22 protein-coding genes are annotated in these 22,744 nt (G+C 68.1%); 6 read left to right on the top strand and 16 right to left on the bottom strand.

Translation table 11 applies throughout. The features are described 5' to 3' along the window. Positions 1–31 precede the first annotated feature (31 nt). A complete protein-coding gene (locus tag ABN273_RS50710; protein WP_349456885.1) occupies positions 32–763 on the top strand; it encodes a TetR/AcrR family transcriptional regulator in 732 nt (243 codons plus the stop codon). Further along, complete coding sequence (locus ABN273_RS50705; protein WP_349456875.1) at positions 764–1,378, top strand: GNAT family N-acetyltransferase; 615 nt, start codon at positions 764–766, stop codon at positions 1,376–1,378. A gap of 73 nt (positions 1,379–1,451) precedes the next feature. On the opposite strand, the gene ABN273_RS50700 is transcribed toward ABN273_RS50705, so the two are convergent. Further along, a complete protein-coding gene (locus ABN273_RS50700) occupies positions 1,452–1,904 on the bottom strand; it encodes a PaaI family thioesterase (protein WP_349456874.1) in 453 nt (150 codons plus the stop codon). Further along, positions 1,870–2,487 carry a LysE family translocator gene (locus tag ABN273_RS50695; protein WP_349456873.1) on the bottom strand — a complete coding sequence of 206 codons (618 nt, stop codon included), beginning with the start codon at positions 2,485–2,487 and terminating at the stop codon, positions 1,870–1,872. Before ABN273_RS50695 ends, ABN273_RS50700 begins: the two co-directional genes overlap by 35 nt. Before the next feature lie 117 nt (positions 2,488–2,604). Here ABN273_RS50695 and ABN273_RS50690 point away from each other — a divergent pair, with 117 nt between their 5' ends. Together ABN273_RS50690 and ABN273_RS50685 are read left to right on the top strand one after the other, a co-directional pair. Further along, on the top strand, positions 2,605–3,057 hold the full coding sequence (locus ABN273_RS50690; RefSeq protein ID WP_349456872.1) for an Lrp/AsnC family transcriptional regulator: 453 nt from the start codon (positions 2,605–2,607) through the stop codon (positions 3,055–3,057). 255 nt (positions 3,058–3,312) lie between these two features. Next, positions 3,313–4,488, top strand: coding sequence for a pyridoxal phosphate-dependent aminotransferase (locus ABN273_RS50685; RefSeq protein ID WP_349456871.1), 1,176 nt, complete (start codon positions 3,313–3,315; stop codon positions 4,486–4,488). Positions 4,489–4,816: 328 nt separating this feature from the next. Here ABN273_RS50685 and ABN273_RS50680 read toward each other — a convergent pair whose 3' ends face one another. The 3 genes from ABN273_RS50680 to ABN273_RS50670 all read right to left on the bottom strand — a co-directional run bounded on the left by ABN273_RS50680 (position 4,817) and on the right by ABN273_RS50670 (position 8,318). Continuing rightward, positions 4,817–6,454 (bottom strand): ankyrin repeat domain-containing protein, encoded by a 1,638-nt coding sequence (locus ABN273_RS50680; RefSeq protein WP_349456870.1) that lies wholly within the window; start codon positions 6,452–6,454, stop codon positions 4,817–4,819. 80 nt (positions 6,455–6,534) lie between these two features. Then, positions 6,535–7,419, bottom strand: coding sequence for an NmrA family NAD(P)-binding protein (locus ABN273_RS50675; RefSeq protein ID WP_349456869.1), 885 nt, complete (start codon positions 7,417–7,419; stop codon positions 6,535–6,537). A 2-nt stretch (positions 7,420–7,421) separates the two neighbouring features. Beyond that, on the bottom strand, positions 7,422–8,318 hold the full coding sequence (locus tag ABN273_RS50670; protein ID WP_349456868.1) for an EamA family transporter: 897 nt from the start codon (positions 8,316–8,318) through the stop codon (positions 7,422–7,424). A gap of 90 nt (positions 8,319–8,408) precedes the next feature. Here ABN273_RS50670 and ABN273_RS50665 point away from each other — a divergent pair, with 90 nt between their 5' ends. Next, a complete protein-coding gene (locus tag ABN273_RS50665; RefSeq protein WP_349456867.1) occupies positions 8,409–8,933 on the top strand; it encodes a MarR family winged helix-turn-helix transcriptional regulator in 525 nt (174 codons plus the stop codon). A 532-nt stretch (positions 8,934–9,465) separates the two neighbouring features. Here ABN273_RS50665 and ABN273_RS50660 read toward each other — a convergent pair. The 5 genes from ABN273_RS50660 to ABN273_RS50640 form a co-directional block, all read right to left on the bottom strand. After that, complete coding sequence (locus tag ABN273_RS50660; RefSeq protein WP_349456866.1) at positions 9,466–11,337, bottom strand: glycoside hydrolase family 30 beta sandwich domain-containing protein; 1,872 nt, start codon at positions 11,335–11,337, stop codon at positions 9,466–9,468. Positions 11,338–11,548: 211 nt separating this feature from the next. Next, positions 11,549–12,481, bottom strand: coding sequence for a carbohydrate ABC transporter permease (locus ABN273_RS50655; protein ID WP_349456864.1), 933 nt, complete (start codon positions 12,479–12,481; stop codon positions 11,549–11,551). Between the two features lie 6 nt (positions 12,482–12,487). Beyond that, a complete protein-coding gene (locus tag ABN273_RS50650; protein ID WP_349456863.1) occupies positions 12,488–13,399 on the bottom strand; it encodes a carbohydrate ABC transporter permease in 912 nt (303 codons plus the stop codon). Positions 13,400–13,419: 20 nt separating this feature from the next. Then, the gene (locus ABN273_RS50645; protein ID WP_349456862.1) at positions 13,420–14,631 is read right to left on the bottom strand and encodes an ABC transporter substrate-binding protein; all 1,212 of its coding nucleotides are present in this window, start codon (positions 14,629–14,631) and stop codon (positions 13,420–13,422) included. A 148-nt stretch (positions 14,632–14,779) separates the two neighbouring features. Continuing rightward, the gene (locus tag ABN273_RS50640) at positions 14,780–15,790 is read right to left on the bottom strand and encodes a LacI family DNA-binding transcriptional regulator (protein WP_349456861.1); all 1,011 of its coding nucleotides are present in this window, start codon (positions 15,788–15,790) and stop codon (positions 14,780–14,782) included. Positions 15,791–16,000: 210 nt separating this feature from the next. On the opposite strand from ABN273_RS50640, the gene ABN273_RS50635 reads away from it, so the two are divergent. Beyond that, entirely contained in the window at positions 16,001–18,286 is a 2,286-nt protein-coding gene (locus tag ABN273_RS50635; protein WP_349456860.1) for a glycoside hydrolase family 3 N-terminal domain-containing protein, read from the top strand. An 88-nt stretch (positions 18,287–18,374) separates the two neighbouring features. On the opposite strand, the gene ABN273_RS50630 is transcribed toward ABN273_RS50635, so the two are convergent. From ABN273_RS50630 to ABN273_RS50605, 6 genes are all read right to left on the bottom strand, one after another. Further along, entirely contained in the window at positions 18,375–18,614 is a 240-nt protein-coding gene (locus ABN273_RS50630; protein ID WP_349456859.1) for a hypothetical protein, read from the bottom strand. An 87-nt stretch (positions 18,615–18,701) separates the two neighbouring features. Beyond that, positions 18,702–18,968, bottom strand: coding sequence for a hypothetical protein (locus ABN273_RS50625; RefSeq protein ID WP_349456858.1), 267 nt, complete (start codon positions 18,966–18,968; stop codon positions 18,702–18,704). A gap of 122 nt (positions 18,969–19,090) precedes the next feature. Further along, the gene (locus ABN273_RS50620) at positions 19,091–19,348 is read right to left on the bottom strand and encodes a hypothetical protein (RefSeq protein WP_349456857.1); all 258 of its coding nucleotides are present in this window, start codon (positions 19,346–19,348) and stop codon (positions 19,091–19,093) included. Between the two features lie 474 nt (positions 19,349–19,822). After that, positions 19,823–19,966: a hypothetical protein gene (locus ABN273_RS50615; protein WP_349456856.1), complete on the bottom strand. Its 144-nt coding sequence runs from the start codon at positions 19,964–19,966 to the stop codon at positions 19,823–19,825. A gap of 93 nt (positions 19,967–20,059) precedes the next feature. After that, entirely contained in the window at positions 20,060–21,289 is a 1,230-nt protein-coding gene (locus tag ABN273_RS50610) for an alpha/beta fold hydrolase (protein WP_349456855.1), read from the bottom strand. Continuing rightward, on the bottom strand, positions 21,171–22,391 hold the full coding sequence (locus tag ABN273_RS50605) for a cytochrome P450 (protein ID WP_349456854.1): 1,221 nt from the start codon (positions 22,389–22,391) through the stop codon (positions 21,171–21,173). Before ABN273_RS50605 ends, ABN273_RS50610 begins: the two co-directional genes overlap by 119 nt. Positions 22,392–22,744: the final 353 nt, after the last annotated feature.

Genomic DNA, 22,744 nt, shown 5'->3' with positions numbered 1-22,744 from the left:
TGTATTGCGTACGGCATTAGAAGGGTGCGTGATGCAGAAGCTGCCCACGGTCGTCGCACGGATGTGGGGGCGGGAACCCGTGTCCCGCCGCGGCCCCCGTCCCGGACTGACCCTCGACCGGATCACCGATGCCGCGATCGAGATCGCGGACGCCGAAGGCCTGGCGGGCGTGCGGATGAGCAGCGTGGCCGCCCGGCTGGGCGTGTCCACGATGTCGCTGTACGGCTACGTCGCCAGCAAGGACGAACTGCTCACCGCGATGGTGGATGCCGCGGCCCCGGATCCGCCCGAGCCCGGCACGCTCCCGTGGCGGGAATACCTGTCCGTCTGGACCCGCGCCAACCGCGACTTCCTGGCGTGCCACCTCTGGCTGCTGGAAGTCTCGCCCCTCACCCCGCCCACCGGACCGCGCACCCTGCGCTGGCTGGACCGGGCGCTGACCGTGCTGACCGGCGCCGGGCTGACAGCGGCGGAGGCCATCAACATCACCTCCACCCTGTCCGCCTACGCCGCCAGCTCCGCCACGCTCCTGTCCGCCATGAGCGGCACGGTCGACGAAACGGGACCGGAAGGGCTGGCCGGCTACACCGCGCTGCTCACCCAGCTCGTCGACGCCGGCACTTACCCGGGGCTGGCGGCGGCGCTGGAGTCCGGGGCGTTCGGCGCCGCGCCGGACTGGGTCGAGGACGCCGATTTCACCTTCGGCCTCACCCTGCTCCTCGACGGCATCGAGGCACTCATCACCCGACGCAGGAAAGGCTGAATGATGATCGAGGTCAAGCGCGCCGCCGACCTGGGCGAGAGTCACCGCAGGGCGATCACCAGGATCTTCGTGGACGGCTTCGGGCCCGATCTGTCGTACTTCTCCAAGGACCCGGACAAGCTCACCGACGCCCTGGCGCACATGCTGGTGCTCGACCTGTTCTACGTCGGCCTGGTCCACGGGGAGTCAGCCGGCATCGTCGCGTGCACGGACGGGCGGCAGCGGGCGGTCCGGCACGACGTGCGAGAGCTCCGCAGGCGCCTGGGCCTGGTCAAGGGGACGATCGCCCACCTCTCCTTCAGCCGCGAGTTCGAAAAGCCCCTGCCGTACGCCAGGGAGAGGATGGCCTCGCTGGAGTTCGTCGCGACCGGGCCGGCGTTCAGGGGGCAGGGGGTGGCTTCGGCCATCATCCAGCACCTGCTCGCCCTGCCGCAGTACGACGAGTACGTGCTGGACACCATCGCCGACATCAACACCCCGGCGCTGCGCCTGTACGAAAAGCTCGGCTTCACCGAGTTCAAGCGGACCAAGGTGCACCACGCGAAGATCACCGGGATCGGCGCCTACGTCGGCATGCGCCTGGTTCAGAGGGGGCTGAGGTCGCGCACGGTCTGAGCTCGTGTGACCGTCCGGCCAGCAGGATCAGGTTGGCGTCGGGGAACGGCGGCTCACCCAGGAGGGAAGCCGCTCATCGTCGCGGTTGGTCACTGTCCGGATCCTCTCGAAGGCAGATAAGCGTCTGCTGGCCGGTCGCGATGAGGTTCCGCCGGGCGCCGGCGACGCCGAAGACTTCGAGCCGGCACACCGTGAGCGTCCGCCCTGCCTTGACGACCGTACCGACGGCCTCGAGGTGATCACCTACGGCAGGTGCGAGGAGATTGATCTTGTACTCCACGGTCAGCACGTCCGCCTCGTCCGGGAACAGGGTGAGTGCCGCACAGCCGCCCGCGCTGTCGGCGATGGCGCTGGTGGCTCCCGCGTGGATGTAGCCGTGCTGCTGGGTGACCTCCGGCCTGCTGGGAAGAACGATCTGAACGTGTCCCGGTCTGATCTCCGACAGGTGCTTCCATGTGTCTCCTTGTATCGGCTCCTGGTGGAATCCGCACCTATCCGACCAACTGCTCCGCCAGCAGCAGCACACCGATCACGACCATCGCGGCGCCGGAGAAGCGGGTCACCGCCTGTGCCGCCGTGGGCCGTGCCCGCAGCACCCGGCGCGCTGCCGCGCCCACTCCTGTGTAGACCACGGCGCAGCTGGCCACGTGGACCAGCCCCAGCGCCACGATCTGCACGGCCAGTGGCCAGCCCGCGTCCGGGTCGGTGAACTGCGGCAGCAGCGCCAGGAACAGCAGGAAGACCTTCGGGTTGAGCCCGCTGATCCCTGCCCCTTTCACCACCTGCCGCACCCACGAGTCGGCGGCCTGCTCCGCACCGGCCTGCGGGCCCGGGGGGCGAGCCAGCGTGCCGATCCCGAGCCAGACCAGATATGCCGCGCCCGCCACGGTCAGCGCGGTCATCACCAGCGGCGAGCGGGCCACAAGGCCGGCCACTCCGGCCGCCACCACCACGGTGGCCGCCAGATGCCCGGCCAGCAGCCCGCCCACCGCCGGCAGCACCGTCCGATGCCGCAGCCCCGCCGAGATCGCGTACGCCCAGTCCGCTCCCGGTGTCACCACCAACATCAACGACACCGCCCAGAACGCGGCGACGGTACCGACGGGCATGACCCTGCTCCTCCTTGCACTCGTCCGAGGATCCGGGAAGGCAGTTTATGTGCGTGTAGCCGAAAGGTGCTTCTGAGATTTCCCCTGGCACGCCTGGAATGGGGGAGAATCTTCCTCATGGACGACGTAGACCGCAAAATCCTTGCCGAACTCCAGCAAGACGGGCGGCTCACCATCACCGAACTCGCCGAACGCGTCCGTCTCAGCGTCTCGCCCTGCCACCGCCGCCTGCGCGCCTTGGAACACTCCGGCGCGATCAGCGGCTACCGGGCCCATCTCGACGCCCACGCCTTGGGCCTGACGTTCGAGGCCCTCGTCTTCGTCACCATGCGTGCCGCGGACCGCGACACCGTCGACGCCTTCGAACAGGCGGTCGCCGCCGTCCCCAACGTCCTGCAGGCCCAACGGCTCTTCGGCGACCCCGACTACCTGCTGCGCGTCATCACCCGCGACCTGCCCGCCTTCCAGCAGCTCTACGACGACCGTCTGTCCACCCTCCCCGGCGTGCAGCGCCTCAGCTCCACCCTCGTCATGAAGAGCGTCGTCGACAACCGGCCCCTGCCCCTGTGAACCACCCCGCCTCGGCAAAAATCTTCCGAGCGAGAGCGCTCCCGCACAAGATAATCCCCCAAACAATCAGGACAAGGCGGGAGAGTTAGGAACACTTTTGGGCGAAATACGCATAGGCTTCCCTCCCGTTACGGCGAACGGAGGAAGGACCGATCCCGCTCTGCGCTTCGTGGCCGCCGCCAGACTGCCGGAGCAATCAAGGAGAGCCATGGAAGACGACATGAACCCGCGCGCGAGCGAGCTGGAGGTCGTGGCGTGAGGATTTCGCAGCGTGCGCGGGCTGTCGCCCCGTTCTTCGCCATGGAGTTCGGCAAGCACGCCGCGATGCTGGAGTCCCAGGGGCACCATGTCATCAAGCTCAGCATCGGTGAGCCGGACTTCGGCGCGCCCCCGGCCGTCCTGAACGCGCTGCGCGAGGTCATGGACGGAAGGCCGATGCCGTACACGGCGGCACTCGGGCTGCCCGAGTTGAGGCAGGCGATCGCGCGGTTCTATCGGAACGAGCACGGCGTCGAGGTCGACCCTTCCCGGGTCATCGTGACCGCGGGAGCCTCGGCCGCCCTGGTGCTGGCCACCGCCGCCCTCGTCAACCCGGGCGACGAGGTGCTCATCGGCGACCCGTCATATCCCTGCAACCGGCAGATCGTCGAAAGCTTCGGCGCCCGCGTCACGCTCATCCCCGCCACCGCCGAGACGCGCTTTCAACTGGACGCGGCCTCGGTGAAGCAGAGCTGGACGGACAGGACTCGCGGGATCATGATCGCCACCCCGTCGAACCCGACCGGCACCTCGGCCCCGGCCGACGAACTCGCGGCGATCAGCGAACTCGCACGCGAGCGGGACGCATGGCGCATCGTCGACGAGATCTACCTCAACCTGAGCGACCACGACGACCAGGGCCGGCCACCCCGCAGCGTGCTGTCGTTCGACCCCGACGCCATCGTCATCAACAGCTTCTCCAAGTACTTCGGCATGACCGGCTGGAGACTCGGCTGGTGCGTCGTTCCGGAGATCCTCGTTCCCGCGATGGAGCGCCTGGCCCAGAACTACTTCCTCTGCGCGTCCGCCCCCGCGCAGCATGCCGCTCTGGCCTGCTTCTCCGCTGAGTCCCTCGCGGTCTGTGAGGCACGCCGCGCCGAGCTGGCCGAGCGGCGCGCACTCGTCCTTGAGGGACTTGCCCGGATCGGACTGCCGGTCCCCGTCCCGCCCGACGGCGCGTTCTACGTGTACTTCGACGTCAGCCGCACAGGGCTCACCTCCTGGCAGTTCTGCGAGCGAGCGCTGCAAGAGGCACACGTCGCGCTCACCCCAGGCAGAGACTTCGGCGTCCACACCGCCGAGACACACGTCCGACTCTCGTACGCGGCGTCAACGGACGAACTTCGCGAAGGGATCGACCGGCTTGAAAGGTTCATGGCCACCCTTCGATGAACTCCGCCGCTGCGGCCTGGTGCCGGCTCACGTGATGGTGCCAGCAGCACGGGCAGAGTGGCGCCGCGTACCTGGCCGCCGTCCAAGCCGACTCGCTCGGCCGGCTGCAGGGCGAGCCGCAGCAGCCTGTGTGCGGTCAAGGTGTTGACCGCGATGCACCGCGCGGTGGAACTGGTGCATGCCGAGGCGGCACCACGGGCACGCGATATCAGGTGGCCGGTGCGTCGGGGATGCGGGTGGTGCGGCCATGGCCTCGGTGTGGGCAGCCGTCCACTTGAGGTGTCGGCGGAGTAGGGGCGCGTGGATCAGGTCGCCCGCAGTCGGTAACTCAGCGCGATCGAGACTCGATCAGATCGTGGAGCTGCTGAGTCACGGGATCGTGCGGGCGAGCGACGAAGGCTATGTGCAGCCAGCCGTCGGCGTCGGCTTGGAGGAGATCGTCGCGGATGGACGGGTCGGCACCGCGCTCCAGGAGCAGGCGGACCACGTGGAGACGACCGCCCGGGATTGCCCAGTGCAGGCCGGTCCGCCCGAGGTAGGGCGCGACGTCGGGATGGACGCCGCGGTCGAGGAACCAGCGCACGACCTCGATCCGGCCGTGCTGGCAGGCATGGACGAACGCCTCTCCCACGATCTCCTCCGGATCATCGGTCGGCGGCAGCCGAGACGGGAAGCCTGCGCCGGTGTCGGCGAGGTTGGGGCGCGCCGGCGCGGCGTCCGGCCGGAGGCTGCCGTCCGCGTCGAAACAGGCCCGCACCAGATCGAGCCAGCCGCAGGCGGCATATGTCCAGAGCGCCTGCGGGACGATTGCGTGCGTGGCGAGCAGGTCGACGACCTCCGTGTTGCCGTGGTAGATGGCGTTCTCCATCGGGGTGCTGCCCCATTTCCGGGTGCCGGGGTCGGCGCCGGCGTCGAGCAGCAGGCGCACGTATTCGACCCGATTGGCGCGGGCAGCCCAGGTGAGCGGGAGTTCCAGGTCGGTGGCCTTGCCGAGCAGGACATCGACTGCGGCGCGTGGCACGCCGAGCTCCTTCTCGAGCCGGACACCGGGGATCGTCTCGGGGCCCGCGAGCATGTGCAGCAGGGTGTCGGCCTGCTCGGCGGTCAGCCCGGCCAGCCGATCGGTGTCGCCGGCCAGCAGGGCTTCGGCCTCGCGGTGCAGCCGCCGCCGCTTCTCCCGGCGCTCGTCGAGATCGCGCCGGGATTTCTCGGTGAACGACCAGAGCTCCTGCCAGGTCGGGAAGCCGAGCTCCCGCGCGATGATCAGACGCGCGTCGCGAAGCTCGGCGGTCGCGGCGGAGGTCACGGTGGCGTGCCGGGGCACGTAGGCCCGCAACCGTTGCAGCGCGCCGGGATCGTCGCGGCGCAACTCGACGAGGAGGGCGTCGGCCATCGAGACGTAGATGCCCGGCCCGATCCCCAAGAGGCGGGAGACCGGCCGTTCTTCGGTGGTGCTGCGGCTTTCGACGTGGGCGCGAAACTCGGCCCACGTCCGGAATCCGTGTTCCTGAGCGAGCACGAACTGGGCATCGCTGAGCAGGAACCGCCCTGCGGCTCGATCGCTCAGCACGTCGGCAACCCGGGCTTCGGCCGCCGCATCGCCCGCCGCGTACGCGTGATGCAGGTGCTTGGCCTGCTTGCGGTAGTACTCCAGGTTCGGATGGGCCGGCAGCTCGAAATGACGATCGGACATCGCAACCTCCTTCGTCGCCGAGGTCCGCTTGCCCGGCCGGAAAGAGGTTGGTCTTGTCCAGTGCGCTTGACGTGCTGCTCGAGGTGGGAAAATCCCTGCCCGCGGACTGGCAGCGCCCTCGCACGCTTCTTTCAGAATAGGGATCGGCTCGGTGTGGAGGCAACCGTCGGCGTCACGGAAGACCCACTTGCCGATGTTGCCGTGCTGCTCCAAATCCACCGGCCGCAGCCCGCGCCATGCGATCCGGTCCACCTCGCGCACCGGATCGTCCACCCAGATCATGGCGTAGGGCGGCCCGCACCGCGCCGCCGCCGTCGGTCCACAGGGTGACGTCGGGGGCGAGGACCTCCATTTCAGTTGTCGTCGGCCGGGGTGAACGCTGCCGCGTGGTCGCGGACGAAGTCGGCGATGTCGCGCGGAGGGCGGCCGAGAAGGCCGGCGGCCGTATCGGTGGTGAAGTCCCCCCAGCCGGAGACATACGCCTGCGCGTACTCCTCGAGCATGTCGACGATCCATTGCGGAACGCCGTAGCCGAGCAGTGTCTTGCGCTTGGCGTCGTCGCTGACCGGCAGGTACGCGACGGACCTGCCGAGAGCGAGACTCAATTGGCCGGCGACCTCGTCGAACGTCAGCGAACGCGGGCCGGTGAGAGTGTACGTCTGGCCGTGGTGGCGATCCGGGTCGTCGAGGAACATCCGGGCAGCGCACTCGGCGATGTCGCGTACGTCGATCATGCCGAGCCGCGCCGAGCCCATGTTCAGCGAGAACGTACCGGTGGCGGAGATGTCGCCCGACTCGTTCAGCAGGTTCTGCATGAACCAGTGTGGACGCAGGATCGTCCAGCGCATGCCGCACCGTTCGGTCTCCCGGTCGGACAGTGCGTGCAGCCTGCCACTGCGGTTCGGCGCGTCGTGTGCCGCGCCGACGACGGACAGGCGCACGATGCGCTCCACGCCGGCCTGGCGTGCGGCCCACACGGCGTTCATGTTGTTCTCCGCCGCGCGCGGGCCGTTCGGGTTGAGCAGCCACACGTCGTGCACGCCCTCGAAGGCGGGCGGCAGCGACCGGGCGTCATCGAGGTCACCGACGAACACCTCGGCGCCGTGCTGGCGCGGGCCGTCCGCTTTGGACTCTTCGCGGACGAGCGCACGAAGGTCCACATCGGTCCCTTGCAGCGCATTCATCAGTGCGGTGGACACGGTTCCGGTGGCTCCGGTGATCAGTACGGTGCGCGACATGCTCATTCTCCTTTGGTGGTGACGGGGACACGGACGAGGTTGCGGACGACGCCGGGATTCAGCTGCGCGGCGCCGATGGCGGTGAGCGCGAGCACGAACCCGACACCCTGCCACTGCGTCAGGGATTCGCCGAGGAACAGCCAGCCCAGGATCGTGGCGACGATGGGGGAGAGCAGGGCGAGGAACGACACGGCGACCACGGGCAGCTTGCCGATGCCCTGGAACCAGACCAGGTAGGAAAGCAGGGCGCCGACAACGGACAGCCACGTGTAGCCGCCGATCGCACGAAGATCCAGTCCGGGCGGAAGTCCCTCGAACGCGAGCGCGAGCGGGACGAGCACGAGACCGCCCGCGGTGAGCTGCCAGCCGGCGATGGTCGCTGCGCCGGCGCCCTCCGGACGTCCCCAGCGTTTGGTCAGGACGATCCCGCCGGCCATCACGCTGGCAGCTGCGATGCCGGCCAGGATGCCGAGCAGGTCGAAGGTGAGCCGGCCGCGCAGGACGATCAAGCCGACGCCCACCACGCCGGCCAGGCCCCAGCCCAGCCGCCAGCGTGTGGGCCTCTCGTTGAGCAGCAGGAACGCCAGGCCGACGACGATCAACGGCTGGACGGCGGTGAGGGTCGCCGCGATGCCACCCGGCAAGCGGTAGGCGGCGACGAACAGCAGCGCGAACAGTGCGCCGATGTTGAGGGTGCCGAGCAGCAACGAGCGCCACAGCCATTTGCCGTGCGGCACCTTGCGCGTGATGGCGAGCAGGATCAGCCCCGCCGGCAGCGCGCGGATCACGCCGGACACCAACGGGTAACCGGACGGGAGGAACTCGGTGGTGACCAGGTACGTGGTGCCCCAGCTGGCCGGCGCGAGCGCGGTGAGCGCGGTGCGCGACAGTGTGTCCATGAAAACCTCTCAACGTTGAAATGTTCAACGCTGCAGACGGTACGACAAGTGGTACCTTAACGTCAAACAGTTCAACGCTGAGGAGTTCTCATGGTGCGAGATGCCGTCGACCTCATCGTGGAGCAGTGGGCCCACGCCCGCCCGGACCTCGATGCGTCCCCCATGGGGGTTCTCGGCCGTCTCTCCCGGGTGACCCGGATCGCCGAGCGCGAGCTCAAAGCGCTCTTCAGCGAGTTCGGGCTGGAAAGAGGCGAGTTCGACGTCCTCGCCACCCTCCGGCGCGCCGGCTCACCCGACGGCATGACCGCAGGCATGCTGGCCCACCACTCGATGGTGACCTCGGGCGCCGTCACCAACCGGCTCGACCGGCTCGTCGCCAAGGGCTACGTCACGCGCGACGTCGACCCCGCCAACCGGCGTACCGTCGTCGTCGCCCTCACGCCCGCCGGCCGCGAGCTCATCGACCGCGCCGTCGCGGCCCACGTCGAAAACGAACGACGCATCCTCGCCGGGCTCGACCAGCACCAGCAGGACGACCTCGCGGCAACCCTGCGCACTCTGCTGCTCAGCCTCGGCGACGAGGCGAGCGACGACAGCGCAGCTGACGACGCCTGAGCCTCCGGAGTCCTTTGCCGTCCCCGAGCGGCGATGATCACCAACAGCACCGGCGTCGCGACCTTCTGCCCGGGCGGAATCCAAGACCGACGAGGCGTTGATCGAACGGGCCAAGGCCGGTGAGGCGCGGCAGCTGCTCCTGGAGGTGATCTTGCCGGTGCTCGCCGACCCGGCCATCCCGGACGAGCAGATCGGCGGGCTGCTGCGCAACACGATCGGGATGAGCAAGCTGCGTGAGGTCGTCTCCGAAGGCTATTCGCTGGCCGTGCGGCAGCTGCGGGCGGCCGGCCGGGACGTCGCCGACGAGTTGCCGGCCCATATCTCCCCGGCGCGCAGCGAGAATGTCAACTTCTTCGGCGTCATCACGGTGGACGTGGAGGGGCCAGCCGGCGCGCCGGCTGGACGTCTCTGCGGTCACCAGGGGTGGCATTCACCACGACATCACCCCGGCGATTTGTCGCCTGCCTCGAAAAGTTCGAGGCAGGCGCGCGAGGCGATTGGACTGTGGATGGCCCAGCCACCTCAAAGTGGGTCAGGTGTAGACGCGCACGTCTGCGACGCTCCACCAGTTGACCGGGGCTGCGGCGGTCAGGGCGATCCGAATGTGACGGATGGGCGTACCGCTGAGCTCCACAGTGGCGAACTGTCCGCTGCCCTGCCTGGAGGCGACGACGGTGCGCCAGCTGACACCGTCCGGGCTGGTGGTGACCGTGTAGCCGCGAGGATGGTCGCCGGTGGAGGAGCCGGTGTCGAAGACGACTTCCCGCGCCGGAACGGGCTTGCCGAAGTCCACCTGGAGATACTGGCCCGCGGCTTGTCCGGTGCCGTTGGAGTAGCGGGTGCTGGCGTCGCCGTCGACGGCGTTGGCCGCCACGTCGCCGGTGCAACATGGTGCGGCCGGGCCGCTAGGGTCGGCAGTGGCGCGCCAGCCGGCTGGGGCGATCTGCCGGAGGTCGCCGGTGCCGGGCACGTGCCCCCGCCAGGTGAAGGTGGCCAGGGCGCCGCCGGGCAGGGTGTGGGTGAACGCCTGGTCGCCTTGGCCGACCGCGAAGGTCTGCGGGTTGTCGTTCTGGTTGTGCGCGACCAGCACTGTCGTGCCGTCCGGGTTGCGGAAGGCCACGGTCATGATCTGGCCGTTCCACCCGGTGGTGCCGAAGGAGGTGCTGGCGATGCGCACCGCCCCGGGCTGCACGAAGCGAGCCAGGTGGCCCAGGGTGTAGTACTCGGCGTTGCGGGTCACGGTGTCGCCGGGGCCCACGGTGATGACACCGGTGCAGGTGGCGCAGCCGCCGACGTGTGGACCGCCGGAGGGGTCGAGCGCGAGGTTCCAGTTGATGACGGTCTTGGCCCAGTTGCGGGTGGAGCCGATGATCAGGTTGCGGGCGTGCCACTTGAGCGTGTCGGAGAAGGTGTTCGCCGGGTCGGTGGACTGGCTGCCCGAGCACTCGGTGAAGTAGATGTCCTTGTTCGGGAACTGCTCGTGGAGCGCTGTCATGGCGCTGGGGTCGCCGTAGTAGCAGTGGTAGGCGACCCCGGATACCCAGCGGGCGGCCGGGGAGGACAGCACGTTCTGCGGGTAGCGGTTGATGTCCTCGCTCTGGTCGGCCGGGGTGGTGGCCACGTCGTTGGGGTGCATGGCCCAGTTGTGGTCGTAGGCCAAGATCTTGGTGCGCAGGCCGGCCGCGCTCAGCAGAGGTCCGAGCTCCTCGATGACCTTCTCCTGCTGCCGGGACGGCATGTCCATGCCTGGGTAGCCATCAGGGTTGCGGTTCTGCGGCTCGTTCATCACCGTGATGGCGTCGACGGCTACCCCGTTGGCCTGGTAGGCCTGGATGAACTTCAGCAGGTAGAGGGCATAGGAGCGGTAGATGCGCGGGTCGTCGATCAGTTGTCCGCCGATCAGCGATCCGTTGGTCTTCATCCAGGCCGGCGGGCTCCAGGGCGTGGCCATGATCCGCAGCCGCGGATTGAGGGCCTTGGCCTGCCGCAGCAGGGGCAGGATCTGCGCCTGGTCATGCTTGATCGAAAAGTGCTCCTGCCGGTAATCGGTCTTGCCGGCGGGCAGGTCGTTGTAGGTGTATGCCGCCTTGGCCACGAAGTCGGAGCCGCCGATCGGCTGCCGCAGGTAGTTCAGGCCATCGCCTGTGGCGGGGTCGAACAGCGATCGCATCGCGGCAGCACGTGCCGTCGGCGACAACCGGTAGAGCACCGCGGCGGAGGAGTCCGTGATGGACGCGCCGAAGCCCTCCATCCGCTGGAAGGTCAGCGTAGGGTCGACCACCACTGTCGGGGCGGTCGTCGGTGCGTCACTGAACGCGACTGTTCCCGCATTGCTGAGCCGGTGTGAGCCATCAGGCGTGGAGACCCAGACGCGCGCCGTCACCGGCGCGGCATAGGTGTTCACCGCCCATGCTCCCGGTATGCCCGATGCGCTGAGGGTCGCGGCGAGGCCGGCTGCGACCAGACCTCTTCGAAACCGAACCGACATGTATGTGGCCATGCGACCTCCCATAGAACTACGGCCGGTGAACGACCGTCCGAGCAGCCGAGCCGGCAGTCGGCTCGGACGTGGTGCTGGCTCGCCACCGGTGATGGCGGGCGTCTCCGGTAAGGGCTCAGCCCTTCAGACCGGTCAGAGCGATGCCTTCCAGGATCTTGCGTTGGAAGATCAGGAAGACGACGATCACTGGCATGACGGCCACGACCGCCCCGGCCATGACGAGCTGGGGTTGCCCAACGCGACCGGATACCAATGCCTGCAGCGCCAGCGGCAGGGTGTACTTCTCCTGGTCCGACAGGATGACCAGCGGCCAGAGCAGGTCGTTCCAGTGGTAGATGAAGCTGGTGATGGTGACCACGGCCAGTGCGGGACGAGCCAGTGGAAGGGCGAGGGACCAGAAGATCTTGATCCGCGAAGCGCCGTCGAGCATCGCGGCTTCTTCGACTTCCCGCGGGATGGTCATGAAGAACTGGCGCAGGAGGAAGATGTCGAAGGCCGAGATGACGTTCGGCACGATGATGCCGGTGAGGCTGTCGCTCATGCCCAGTTCCTGGGTGATGAACACCTTGGGAATCAGGAGAGCGACGCCGGGAACCATCATGGTCGCCAGCAGAACCATGAACAGGGCGTTGCGGCCGGGAAACTCGATGCGGGCGAAGGCATAGGCCGCGAGGGCGTCCAGGAGCAACTTGGCCGGGACCAGGATCACGACCACGATGACGCTGTTGAGGAAGGCGGTGGCGAAACCGCCGATGCCCAGCACCTGCAGGTAGTTGTCGAGCGTGGGGGCCCAGACACCGGTGCGGGCGTCTGTGGGGAGCAGGGTGGGCGTCGGGGTGAACACGTCTTGGGGCTGTTTGAACGAGGTAGCGATCATCCAGACGAACGGCGCGAGCGCGACGACGACCCCGGCGAACAGCACCGCATAGGCCACCAGCCTCAGCGCCGTGGGGGCGACTCCTCGGCTACGGCGCCGGCTTGCCGGTGGGGCGACTCTCCCGGACTTCGGAACGCGGCCCTTCGCCAGTGCGGTGTCGACTGACTGCATGCGGGATCACTCCTCGTACTGGCGTGGGAGGACGCGGAACTGCACCGCGGTGATCAAGAGGATGAAGGCGAACAGCAGGAAGGACATGGCGCTGGCCGCGCCCATCCCCCCGTTGCGGAACCCGGCGAGGTACAGGTGCAGCACATAGGTCAACCCGGCGCCCTCCGGGCCGATGTTGCTGCTGAACAATACGTAGACGATGCCGAAGACCTGGAGCGCGGCGATGATCCCGGTGACGGTGAGGAAGAAGGTCGTGGGCCGCAGCAGCGGAAGGGTGATGCTCCACAGTCTCTGGCCGGCATTGGCGCCGTCGACCTCTGCGGCCTCGTAATAGCTCCGGGGAATGCCCTTCAACCCGGCCAGGAAGATCAGCATCGCGCTGCCGGACTGCCAGGCGGCGATCAAAGCCAGAGCCGGCACCACCGTGCCGGGTGTGCCCAGCCAGTCCGGGCCATTGATCCCGAAGAACCCAAGGGCGGCATTGATCAGGCCGAACTGCGGGTCGTAGAGCCACTTCCAGATGGCGCCGACGGCTGCCTCAGCGGTGATCACGGGCAGGTAGAACGCGAGGCGGAAGAACGGCTGACCGCGGCGGATACCGTCGATCAGGTACGCCTGGACGAAACCGGTCAGCAGCGAGGCCGGGACTGCGAGCAGGCCGTAAACGAGGGTGACACGCACTGACTTCCAGAAGTCGGGATACAAATCCCCGTTGAAGAGCACTTCCTGGTAGTTGGCGAAGCCCACCCAGCGTGCCGGCGAGATCATGTCCCACTCCGTGAAGCTGAAGTACAGCGCCGCCGCAGCCGGCAGGAGCATGAACAACAGCGTGTGGAGCATCGCCGGTGTGATGAACATGTAGGCGGTGAGCGCATCCTTCCCGCGTCGGGCACCCTGCCGGCTGCCCGGCGCGGTCACGCCGGAGCTGCGGGTTCCCATTACCAGCCCAGCAGCTTGCGCGCACGCTCGGCGGCGGTGTTCAGCGCCGTGGCCGGTGGAGCGCCGCCGTCGACGGCCTCCTCGATCGCCTTGGCCAGGTAATCGTCGTTGATCTGGATCCAGTCCTTCACCGCCGGCCGCGCCTGTGCGCTCTCAAGCTGATCGAGCACCACCTTGAACTGTGGATCGCCGGCCAGTGTGGACTTCTTCGCCGCCTTCACGTTCGTGGGGAAGTTGCCGGTGATGTCGGCGAACGCCGCGTTGTGGGATTCGCCGCACAGAAACTGGAGCCACTTGAATGCGGCGTCCTTCTGATCCGAGGTGGAGAACACCACGCCGTTGTCACCGCCGATGTTGCTGGCCTCCTTGGCCTTGCGCGGCATCGGCGCCACGTCGAACTTCAGCTGCGGGAACTGCTCGCGGATGCCCAGGATGTCCCACGGACCGGAGAACATCATCGCGGCGAGGCCCTTCTGGAACGGAAGCTCGCTGTTCGTGATCTTCCGCGGCGCGGATTGGAGCAGCCGCCGCCACAGTCCCAGCGCCTCTTGCGCCGGCGGCTCGGCGAACGTGACCTTCTTGTTCTTCTCGTCGAGCATGGTGCCGCCGGCAGAGGCGACGAACCCCGGGAACACCCAGGCGCCGAACCCGTCGCCCTTCGGCACCGCCACCCCGGCGATGTTGGGTTTCGCCTGGTGCACCCGTTCCGCCGTGGCGACCAGGTCGTCCCAGGTCTGCGGAGGCGTGTCAACCAGCTCCTTGTTGTAGAACAGCACCACGGTGGTCTGCTGCAAGGGGACTCCGTACAACTTGCCGTTCACCTTGTTGGTGTTCAGCGCGCCTTCGTAGAAGTCGCCCTCGTTGACAGTGCCCGCCGGCACTTCCGCGATCTGCCCGGAACCGGCGTAGCGGGCCATCTGCGGCTGGTCCAGGTAGCCGGCGTCAGGGCCCTTCTTGCCCGCAAGCGCGGAGGCCAGCTTGGTGTTGTAGTCATCCTTGGGCACCTCGACCAGTTTGATGTCGATGGCCGGATTGGCGGCCTCAAACTCCTTGACCAGCTGCTGGACCTTGGCGGCCTGTTCCGGTGTGGGCTGGTAGTACCAGAAGTCGACGGTGGTGCCTGCAGACACTGCGGAGGATCCACAGGCGGCCAGGCTTGCGACCAGGCCCACGGCGGCCACCCCGGCCAGGCTCTTGCGATGCAGTGTCATGACTCCTCCTTGGAGCAGACGCGCGGAAAGGGAACGCGAGGAGGTAGGGGGATGGGGCATTTCGGCGGGCAATGCCCGCCGAGGTGGTCATCCGCCTTGTCGGCGGCGACCGTGCGCGTGGCTCGGCTCCGGGAGGAGTGTTTTCTCGCTAGGGTTTCCCCGTCGCGGAGGTCGAGCCCCGAATGACGAGAGTGGTCGGAATGGTCCGCGAGAGGGTCGGCGACGGCGATCCGCCCACGTGGTCCAGGAGCAGGCGGGCCGCGGCCTCGCCCATCTCCCGCAGCGGTTGACGAACCGTGGTCAGCGCCGGGTCCGTGTACGAAGCGATGTCAACGTCATCGAACCCCACGACGGCGACATCATCAGGAACGCGAAGGCCTGCCTCGCGCAGCGCGACGAGCGCCCCCGCCGCCGACAGATCGTTGTGCGCGAAGATGGCGTCGAACCTCGCGCCGCCCGCAAGCGCCTGTCGCACGGCGTCCCGGCCGCCGTCAAAGGTGAAATCGCCAGGAACGACGTGACTGTCGCCGATCGTGACTCCGGCTTCGGAGTAAGCATCCAGAAAACCGGCCAGCCGCTCTTCGGTGCAGCCGTAGTCCTCGGGACCGGTCACGACCAGAGGCCGACGTCGGCCGATGTCGAGCAGGTGTGCGGCCGCCTGCTCACCCCCTGCCCGGTTCGTGGTGTCGACGTGGGGGAAGACCGGCCGGTGGCCGTGATCATCGACCATCACCACAGGCAGGCCCGCCGCGTGCAACTCCGTGATGTATCCCAACGTCCCCGGAGGCACTATCACCAGCAGGCCGTCGAAGGACTTGGCCGCTACGTGAATCCCCAGTTTCCGCAGTGACTCCTCACCGCGGTCGAACGTGAGGAGTCGAAGACCGAAACCCTCGTTCTCCAGGACGTCGACGACTCCCTGGATGACGGTGCCGATCCAAGGCCAGGTCAGCGACGGGACGATCATGCCGATCAGTTGCGTGCGGCCACGGGCAAGCCCGACCGCGCCGGCGCTCGGCACGTATCCGAGTTCAGAGATCGCCCGGCGAACCCTCTGGACGGTGTCCTCGCTGAGTTCGCCCTTGTCGTTGAGCACCCGCGAAACGGTCGTCTTGCTGACACCCGCTCGCGCGGCCACGTCGCCGATGGTGACCGGCATCTCACCTCCTCATATCTCGGCTCCCGGTCCGGAACCACTCGACACGCCATGTCGAGAACCGGTTCCGGAACCGATACCGCAACCGGTGACGAAATCGGTTCCGGAACCGGTTGCGGGACTGTTTCGCGAAGTTAACCATGGTACTGTCGGGGCGGTCAACAGCACGGCGATCGATCTGGCGCCATCACACGTGATCTAAAGGAGGCAGCGTTGCGGCAGTCTGCGGTGTACCTGGATGCGGACGCGCCCATGGAGACGAGGGCCGAGGATCTCCTGGCCCGGATGACGCTGCCGGAGAAGGTCGGCCAGATGTTGCAGCTCGACGCCCGTCAGGATCTGACGGACGCGGTGTCGGCCAAGCTCGCCGGGTCGATCCTCCACGCGTCGCCTTCACGGATGCTCGAGGCCGTCGAACTGGCTCGCCGTACGCGGCTGGGCATCCCGCTGCTGACAGCCGATGACTGCATCCATGGTCACTCGTTCTGGCCGGGTGCGACGATCTTCCCGACCCAGCTGGCCATGGCCTGCACGTGGGACGCCGCACTGCTCGAACACGTGGCCCGTGCCGCCGCGACGGAGATCGCCTCGACCGGCATCCACTGGACGCTCTCGCCCGTGCTGTGCATCGCCCGAGACCTGCGATGGGGGCGCGTCAACGAGACATTCGGCGAGGACCCCTTCCTGATCGGCGAGCTCGGCGCCGCCATGGTGCGCGGCTACCAGGGCGACGGCCTGGGCGACCCGACGGCGGTGCTGGCCGGCGCCAAGCACTTCGCCGGCTACTCCGAGACACAAGGCGGACGGGACGCCAGCGAAGCGGACCTGAGCCCACGCAAGCTACGGTCGTGGTTCTTGCCGCCTTTCCAACGCGCGGTCGAGGCCGGGTGTCGGACGCTCATGCTCGGCTACCAGGCGATCGACGGCGTGCCGATCACCGCCCACCGATGGCTGCTCAACGATGTACTCAAGGAGGAATGGGGCTTCACTGGGACGTTGGTGACCGACTGGGACAACGTCGGCCGGATGGTGTGGGAACAGAAGGTTTGCGCCAACGACGTCGAGGCGGCAGCGGTCGCCATCCGCTCCGGCAATGACTTCGTGATGAACACACCGGCGTTCTTCGACGCCGCGCAGGAGGCGGTCTCCCGCGGCCTGGTGGACGAGAAGGAGATCGACAACGCCGTACGGCGGATCCTGCGGCTCAAGTTCGAGCTGGGACTCTTCGAGAATCCCCGCACCCCCGATCGCGAGCGGCAGGCGGCCGTCATCGGCTGCCGCGCGCATGCCGACCTCAACCTCCAAACGGCCCGGCGTTCCCTCGTCCTGCTGCGCAACGACGGCGTCCTGCCCCTCGACGGCGGACTGACCCGGGACGGACAGGACCGCGCGTCCGGGCGGGGCGCCCCTCGCAGCGTCGCGGTCATCGGCCCCAACGCCGACGACGCGCAAGCGATGCTGGGCGACTGGGCCGGCGCGTCAGGGCAGGTCGACTGGATGCCCGAGGGACATCCGCGCGAGACGGTGGAGACCGTACTCGACGGCTTCCGCGCCCTCGTCCCGCCCGACTGGTCGATCACGCATGCGCGCGGCTGCGACATTGAGGTTCTCCTCCCGGATCCCGCCGGGCCTCTGCTCCGCGACGGCCAACCACGGCCAGCGATCTTCAGCCCCGCGCCGGTCGACCAGGAACTCCTGGAACAGGCAGTCGCGACTGCTCAGGCCGCCGACTACGCGGTGGTGGTGGTCGGCGACACGATCGCGCTCACCGGCGAGACATGCTCGACCGCCACCCTCGACCTCCAGGGCGGCCAGATCGCTCTGCTCGACGCGGTCGCCGCCACCGGCACACCCATGATCGTGGTGCTGGTCCAGTCCAAGCCGAGCACGCTGCCGGACTCCGCGCTGAACGCGGCGGCTCTCATCGAGGCGTTCAACCCCGGGATGCGCGGCGGCCGCGCCATCGCCGAGCTGGTGCTCGGACTCGTCGAGCCCAGCGGCCGGCTGCCGATCTCCTTCGCCCGGCACGTCGGGCAGCAACCGGTCTTCTACAACCAGGTCCGGGGCCAGCACGGCGACCGATACGCGGACCTCACGCAGGACCCCCTCTTCGCGTTCGGCGACGGCCTGAGCTACACCACGGTGACCTACTCCGATCTCACCGTGTGTGATCAGGAAGTCCCCGCCGGTGGCAGCGTGGAAGCGAAGCTACGCCTCACCAACACCGGCAGCCGCCCGGCCCTTGAGACCGTGCAGGCCTACGTCAGCGACCTCACCACAAGCGTCACCTGGGCCGAGCAGGAGCTGAAGGCCTTCACACAGGTCGAGATCCCAGCAGGCCAGACCATCGACGTCGGCATCCACATCCCCGCGTCCCGGTGCTCTCTGGTGACGGCCGACGGCCACAGAGTCGTCGAGCCCGGCGAGTTCGAGCTCCGCGTGGGCTCCAGCTCACGACGGGCACATCAGCTCACCACGCAGTTCCGCATACGCCGCTGACAATCAACCGGCCTCCGTACCACGGCGGCCCGCTCCTCGCAGTTCCGCCCATACGCCCGGCTCTGTGACACAGAACGCAGATTATCTGTCACACTGGCGGTCGTCGGATCGTCTCCGCCCAGCTCGGCCTCCGCCGCGCCGTCGGCGACTCGGCAACATTATGTGTCACATCACCGCCAAGGAGGGTGGCACCGTGTCCGTCGTGGCGTTCCCCGGCCGGTGCGACCCCGCCGGCACGACCACCGCCGCAGCGGTCGAGCGCTTCCTGGAGTCCCGCACCGCGGCGACCACCCGCGCCGTAGCCGAACTCCGGCTTGTCGTCGCTCATGGTCCACACCGTAAGCGGACCGAACCCTCAGTCATAGAGCGGTGCATCGTCGCAGGTCAGCGAAATCCGACCAAAATTCCCCCGGTACTACAGCCACCCCTGGTCGGTGGTGCGGTCCAGGCCGTCGATGGGGAACGGGCCGGGGACGGTGAGCGGGCCGTCGGGGAGTCCGGCTTCAAGCGCCTTACGGATCTTGGCGCCGGTCGGTATTGCGCATGGGGCGGCGGCCGAGCCAGGCTGGGCCAGCCGTCCGGGCGGGGCGGGACGCTGTAGTGCGGCGTGGACGACTCGGCAGGTGATGAGGGTGGCTGGGCGGGGGCATGTCGTCCATGGTGCGTCCTGATGGGGGCGCAAAGCGGGATCATAAGCAGCATGACCCGACCCGACCACCATGGCGTTCCCGAACCGGGCCGGGCACACCAAGGCCTCCGCGAAACCCTGGACGGTTCACTCAGAGTTGCAAGGGGACGCCACAGCTAATTCTGCAGGTCGGACTGCAAACTGACCCAGCTGGCGTGGAGAAAGGCGATTTCCCCCATGCAGTCGAACTGGACAGGTCCGGGCAGGCTGCAGGTGCTGCGCCTCAAGTCGGCGACGTTCTTGTCGAGTTGGCCGATGAGGTAGGTGAGCGAGCGCCGGTCCGGCCGCGACTTCACCTTTTTCCGCAACGACGCCAGAGCGCGCCTGGTGGCGGCCAGATCGCGTCGACAAGTCTTGGCGACCGGGTCGTCCATGCAGCTCGCAAACAGGTAGACCGAGCCTGCGCTGGACTGCTGTCGGCTCGGGGTGGGCAACGCGCTTGTCGACGAGCTCGCTGTCGGATGTGCGCTGGTAGGTGGGGCGCTGTTCGACAGGGAAGGTGGGGATGCGCTGCCAGGTGGGCTGCCGCAGGAGACGAGCGTCAAGGCTGCGAGCGCCGTCATGGCCAGTCTTGTGGCTCGAGCAGGTCCCAAGGGCCGTAGGACGGAGGGTCGCAACTCCATGATTGGGGTCCTCTTCGAAGGTGATATGTGCCGGGCCCATGTATAGGCGACCGAAGTCTAGGACGCGCGTTACGGGAGGGGTCCCAATAGCGGCTGTCACCGGAACAGCGTCCGGCGAGAGGCTGCAAACTGTGGGTGACGTACGGGAAGGTGATGATCGGCAGTTGAGCGACTCGTCAGGCAATCACCTGTTCCGGCTGCTGCCCGGTCGAGGCAGTCGCGCAGTTACACGTGGTCGGCCAGGGCTTCCTCGCCCTCGTCGACGAACCCAACGTTGGCACCCGTGTAGGCGAACGACGACGCCCGGATGATCCCGGCGGGGTCGGCGCCGACGTCCGCGGCCGCGCCGGCTGCCATCAGGATCTGCATGTCGGCGGCGCCCAGGGCGGGGACGGAGAACGTCTCATACAGCTGCTCGGCCTCCTCCTCGGTGACGGCGTTGGCGAAGGCGTAGCGGAACTGCTAGTAGGTGAGGGGCACGGCGCGGTGGATGTTGGCCGGATTGGTGAGCACAGGGGCGGCGGCGCGCAGCGAGGAGAACGGCAGCGGCAGCACGCCCTGGAAGGGCGCCGGGTCGATGGCCACGCCGGCGCAGGCCAGGCCGCGTCCGGCGAGGATCTGGGTGAGCAGGCCGCCGAAGGAATGGCCGACGATCAGCGGTCGGCGTGCCAGCTTGGCGATGAGCTGCTCGTAGTGGTCGGCGACCTGGCCGACGGTCTTGTGGGCGAAGACCTCGGGGTGGGCCTTGGCCTCGGCCACCGTGTCGGGGGCGTCGGGCCAGCCTGGGGTGACCGGGGCGAACCCGGCCTCGGCGAAGACCTGTGCCCAGCGGTCCCAGCTGGACGGCAGCAGCCACAGGCCGTGGACGAAGACGACGGGGATGCGGCCGGAGGCGTTGGCTTGGTTGATGGCGGCCTCGGCGGCGTGGGTGCCGCGCAGGGCGTTGAGCATCACGAAGTCGTGGATGATGCCCTGGTAGCGCACGGCCACCACCGGCACGCCGGCCTCGCGCAGCTTGTCGGCGTACGCTTTGCTCTCGTCTCGCAGGACGTCGGCCTCGGCGGTGATGATGAGCGCCGGGGGCAGGCCACGCAGGTCCTCGGTGGTGGCGCGCAGCGGTGAGGCGATGATCTCGGCCCTCTCCTGCTCGGAGGTGGTGTACTGGTCCCAGAACCACTGCATGCCGTCGCGGCGGAGGAAGTAGCCGGTGGCGAACTGCCGATACGAGCCGGTGTCGAAGCTCGCGTCGGTCACCGGGTAGAACAGCACCTGAGCGGTCAGCGGGATCTCACCCTTGACCGTCAAGGTGAGCGCGGCGGCCATGTTGCCGCCCACCGAGTCGCCTGCCATGGCCATCCGCGAGGCGTCCAGGCCATGCTCGGCGCCGTACTCGACAACCCACCGGGCTGCGGCGTGGTTCTGCTGGATGGCGACCGGGTAGCGGGCCTCGGGCGAGAGGCTGCAGTGACGAACACCACCGCGGCCTTGGGGCCGAGTGCCAGCTCGCGGGCCAAGCTCTTCTGCCGGCGGCGGCCCGTCCTCCCCGAAAGGAGGGCGGGCCGCGGGGCCCTGATCAGCCGAAGCGCAGCGGTAGCGCGTCCGGGCCCTGGATCCCGATGGGGCCTTGCCAGGTGATCGGGCCCACAACGGAGGGCGGGGCCAGCCGCGCGGCGAGAATGGGGAGCGCCTCACCGATCTCGACGCGGGCGAGAGCCGAGCCCAGGCAGTGGTGCGGGCCCGCGCCGAACTGCAGCGGGGGATTGTCCCTGACGGCCGTGATGTCGAATTGATCGGCGTTCTTGTACGCACGCGGGTCGCGCTGGGCGACGTTCACGCACATCACGAGGAACGTGCCGCGCGCGATGCGCAGCCCCTCGTAGTCGAAGTCCTCGGCGGCGAACCGGTAGATGGTGCCCGCCGAGGGAAGCCAGCGCATCACCTCTTCGACGGCCTGGGCCGCCAGCTCCGGCCGCTGCCCCAGCAGGGTCCACTGGTCGGGATGCTCGGAGAAGGCGACCATGGCGTTGGCGAGCTGGTACCGGGTGTTGTCCTGGGCGCCGAACACGAGCGTGACCAGGAGGTTGCGCAGCTCGTCCTTGCTGACGCGGCCGTCGTCGGCGTGGTGGGCCGCGACCAGGGCGGAGCTGAGGTCGTCGGTGGGCCTGGCCGACTTCTCCTCGATGAGGAAGTCGGCGTAGTCGTTCAGGCCGCGTACGGCGGCTTCCACCCTGGCGACGACATCGCCCCCGGCCGCGAGGCTGAAGACCAGGCCGATGTCCCTGGTCCAGGTACCGAAGACGTCGTAGTCCTCGGGCGGCACGCCGAGCAACCGGCACATGACCGCCAGCGGCAGCCGGGCGCCGAAGTCCTCGACGAACTCGCACGCCTTGGCCGACGCCAGGCCCTCGGTCAGGTGCTCGACCTGCGCCCGGATGAACGGCCGCAGGCTCTCCACCGTGCGCGCGGTGAACGCCTTGCTCATCAGGCGGCGCAGGCGGCGGTGATCTTCTCCGTCGTGGTTGACGATCATCGGGACGAACCACTCATAAATCGGACCGTCGAAGATCCCGTTCGTCTCCAGGTACCGCTTGCCGTTGTGGTCCAGCCTCCGGTCGCGTAAGAGGGTGTTGGCCTGCTCATATCGCAGCACGAGCAGGCCCATGGGGCTGGTCGCGTACCAGCTTTCCGCTTGGGCCGCGAAGACCTCGGGCGCGCCGAAGTCGAAGGCCGGATCCAGGACATCGAGGAATGGCACGTTCTGGTGAGTGGGTTCCTGGCCCACGGATGTCGACATGTCATCCTCCTGTGTGAGATGCGCGTACCGTCCACACTCTCCCGGCATCGCAGCGAGGAAAAGTAACGCGCTACGCATTCTTTTGAGTTATGGCCATCCGTCCGGTGAACAGCCACGACTCGCCGCCGAGGGGGGTGCGGGACGCGCTCAACGGCACGTAGACCGCTCGGGCCACGGCTGGGGTCTTCCTAACGGGGGTCTCCGCAGTATCCGCCGAACATCCAACACATTTGATTGACCAGCACATATAACAGTCCGATGAAGGTCAATCACACACGGTTTCATACGCCTTAGCGTGGTCCCTGCAGTCGGAGTTGCCTCGGGGTCGGACTGGGTGGGTGAGGCGCGTTGGC

Origin of the sequence: Nonomuraea sp. B19D2 (assembly GCF_040137845.1) — a bacterium.
Taxonomy (GTDB): domain Bacteria; phylum Actinomycetota; class Actinomycetes; order Streptosporangiales; family Streptosporangiaceae; genus Nonomuraea.
The sequence above is the reverse complement of the archived record's forward strand: the minus strand, read 5'-3'. Positions and strand labels throughout refer to the sequence as shown.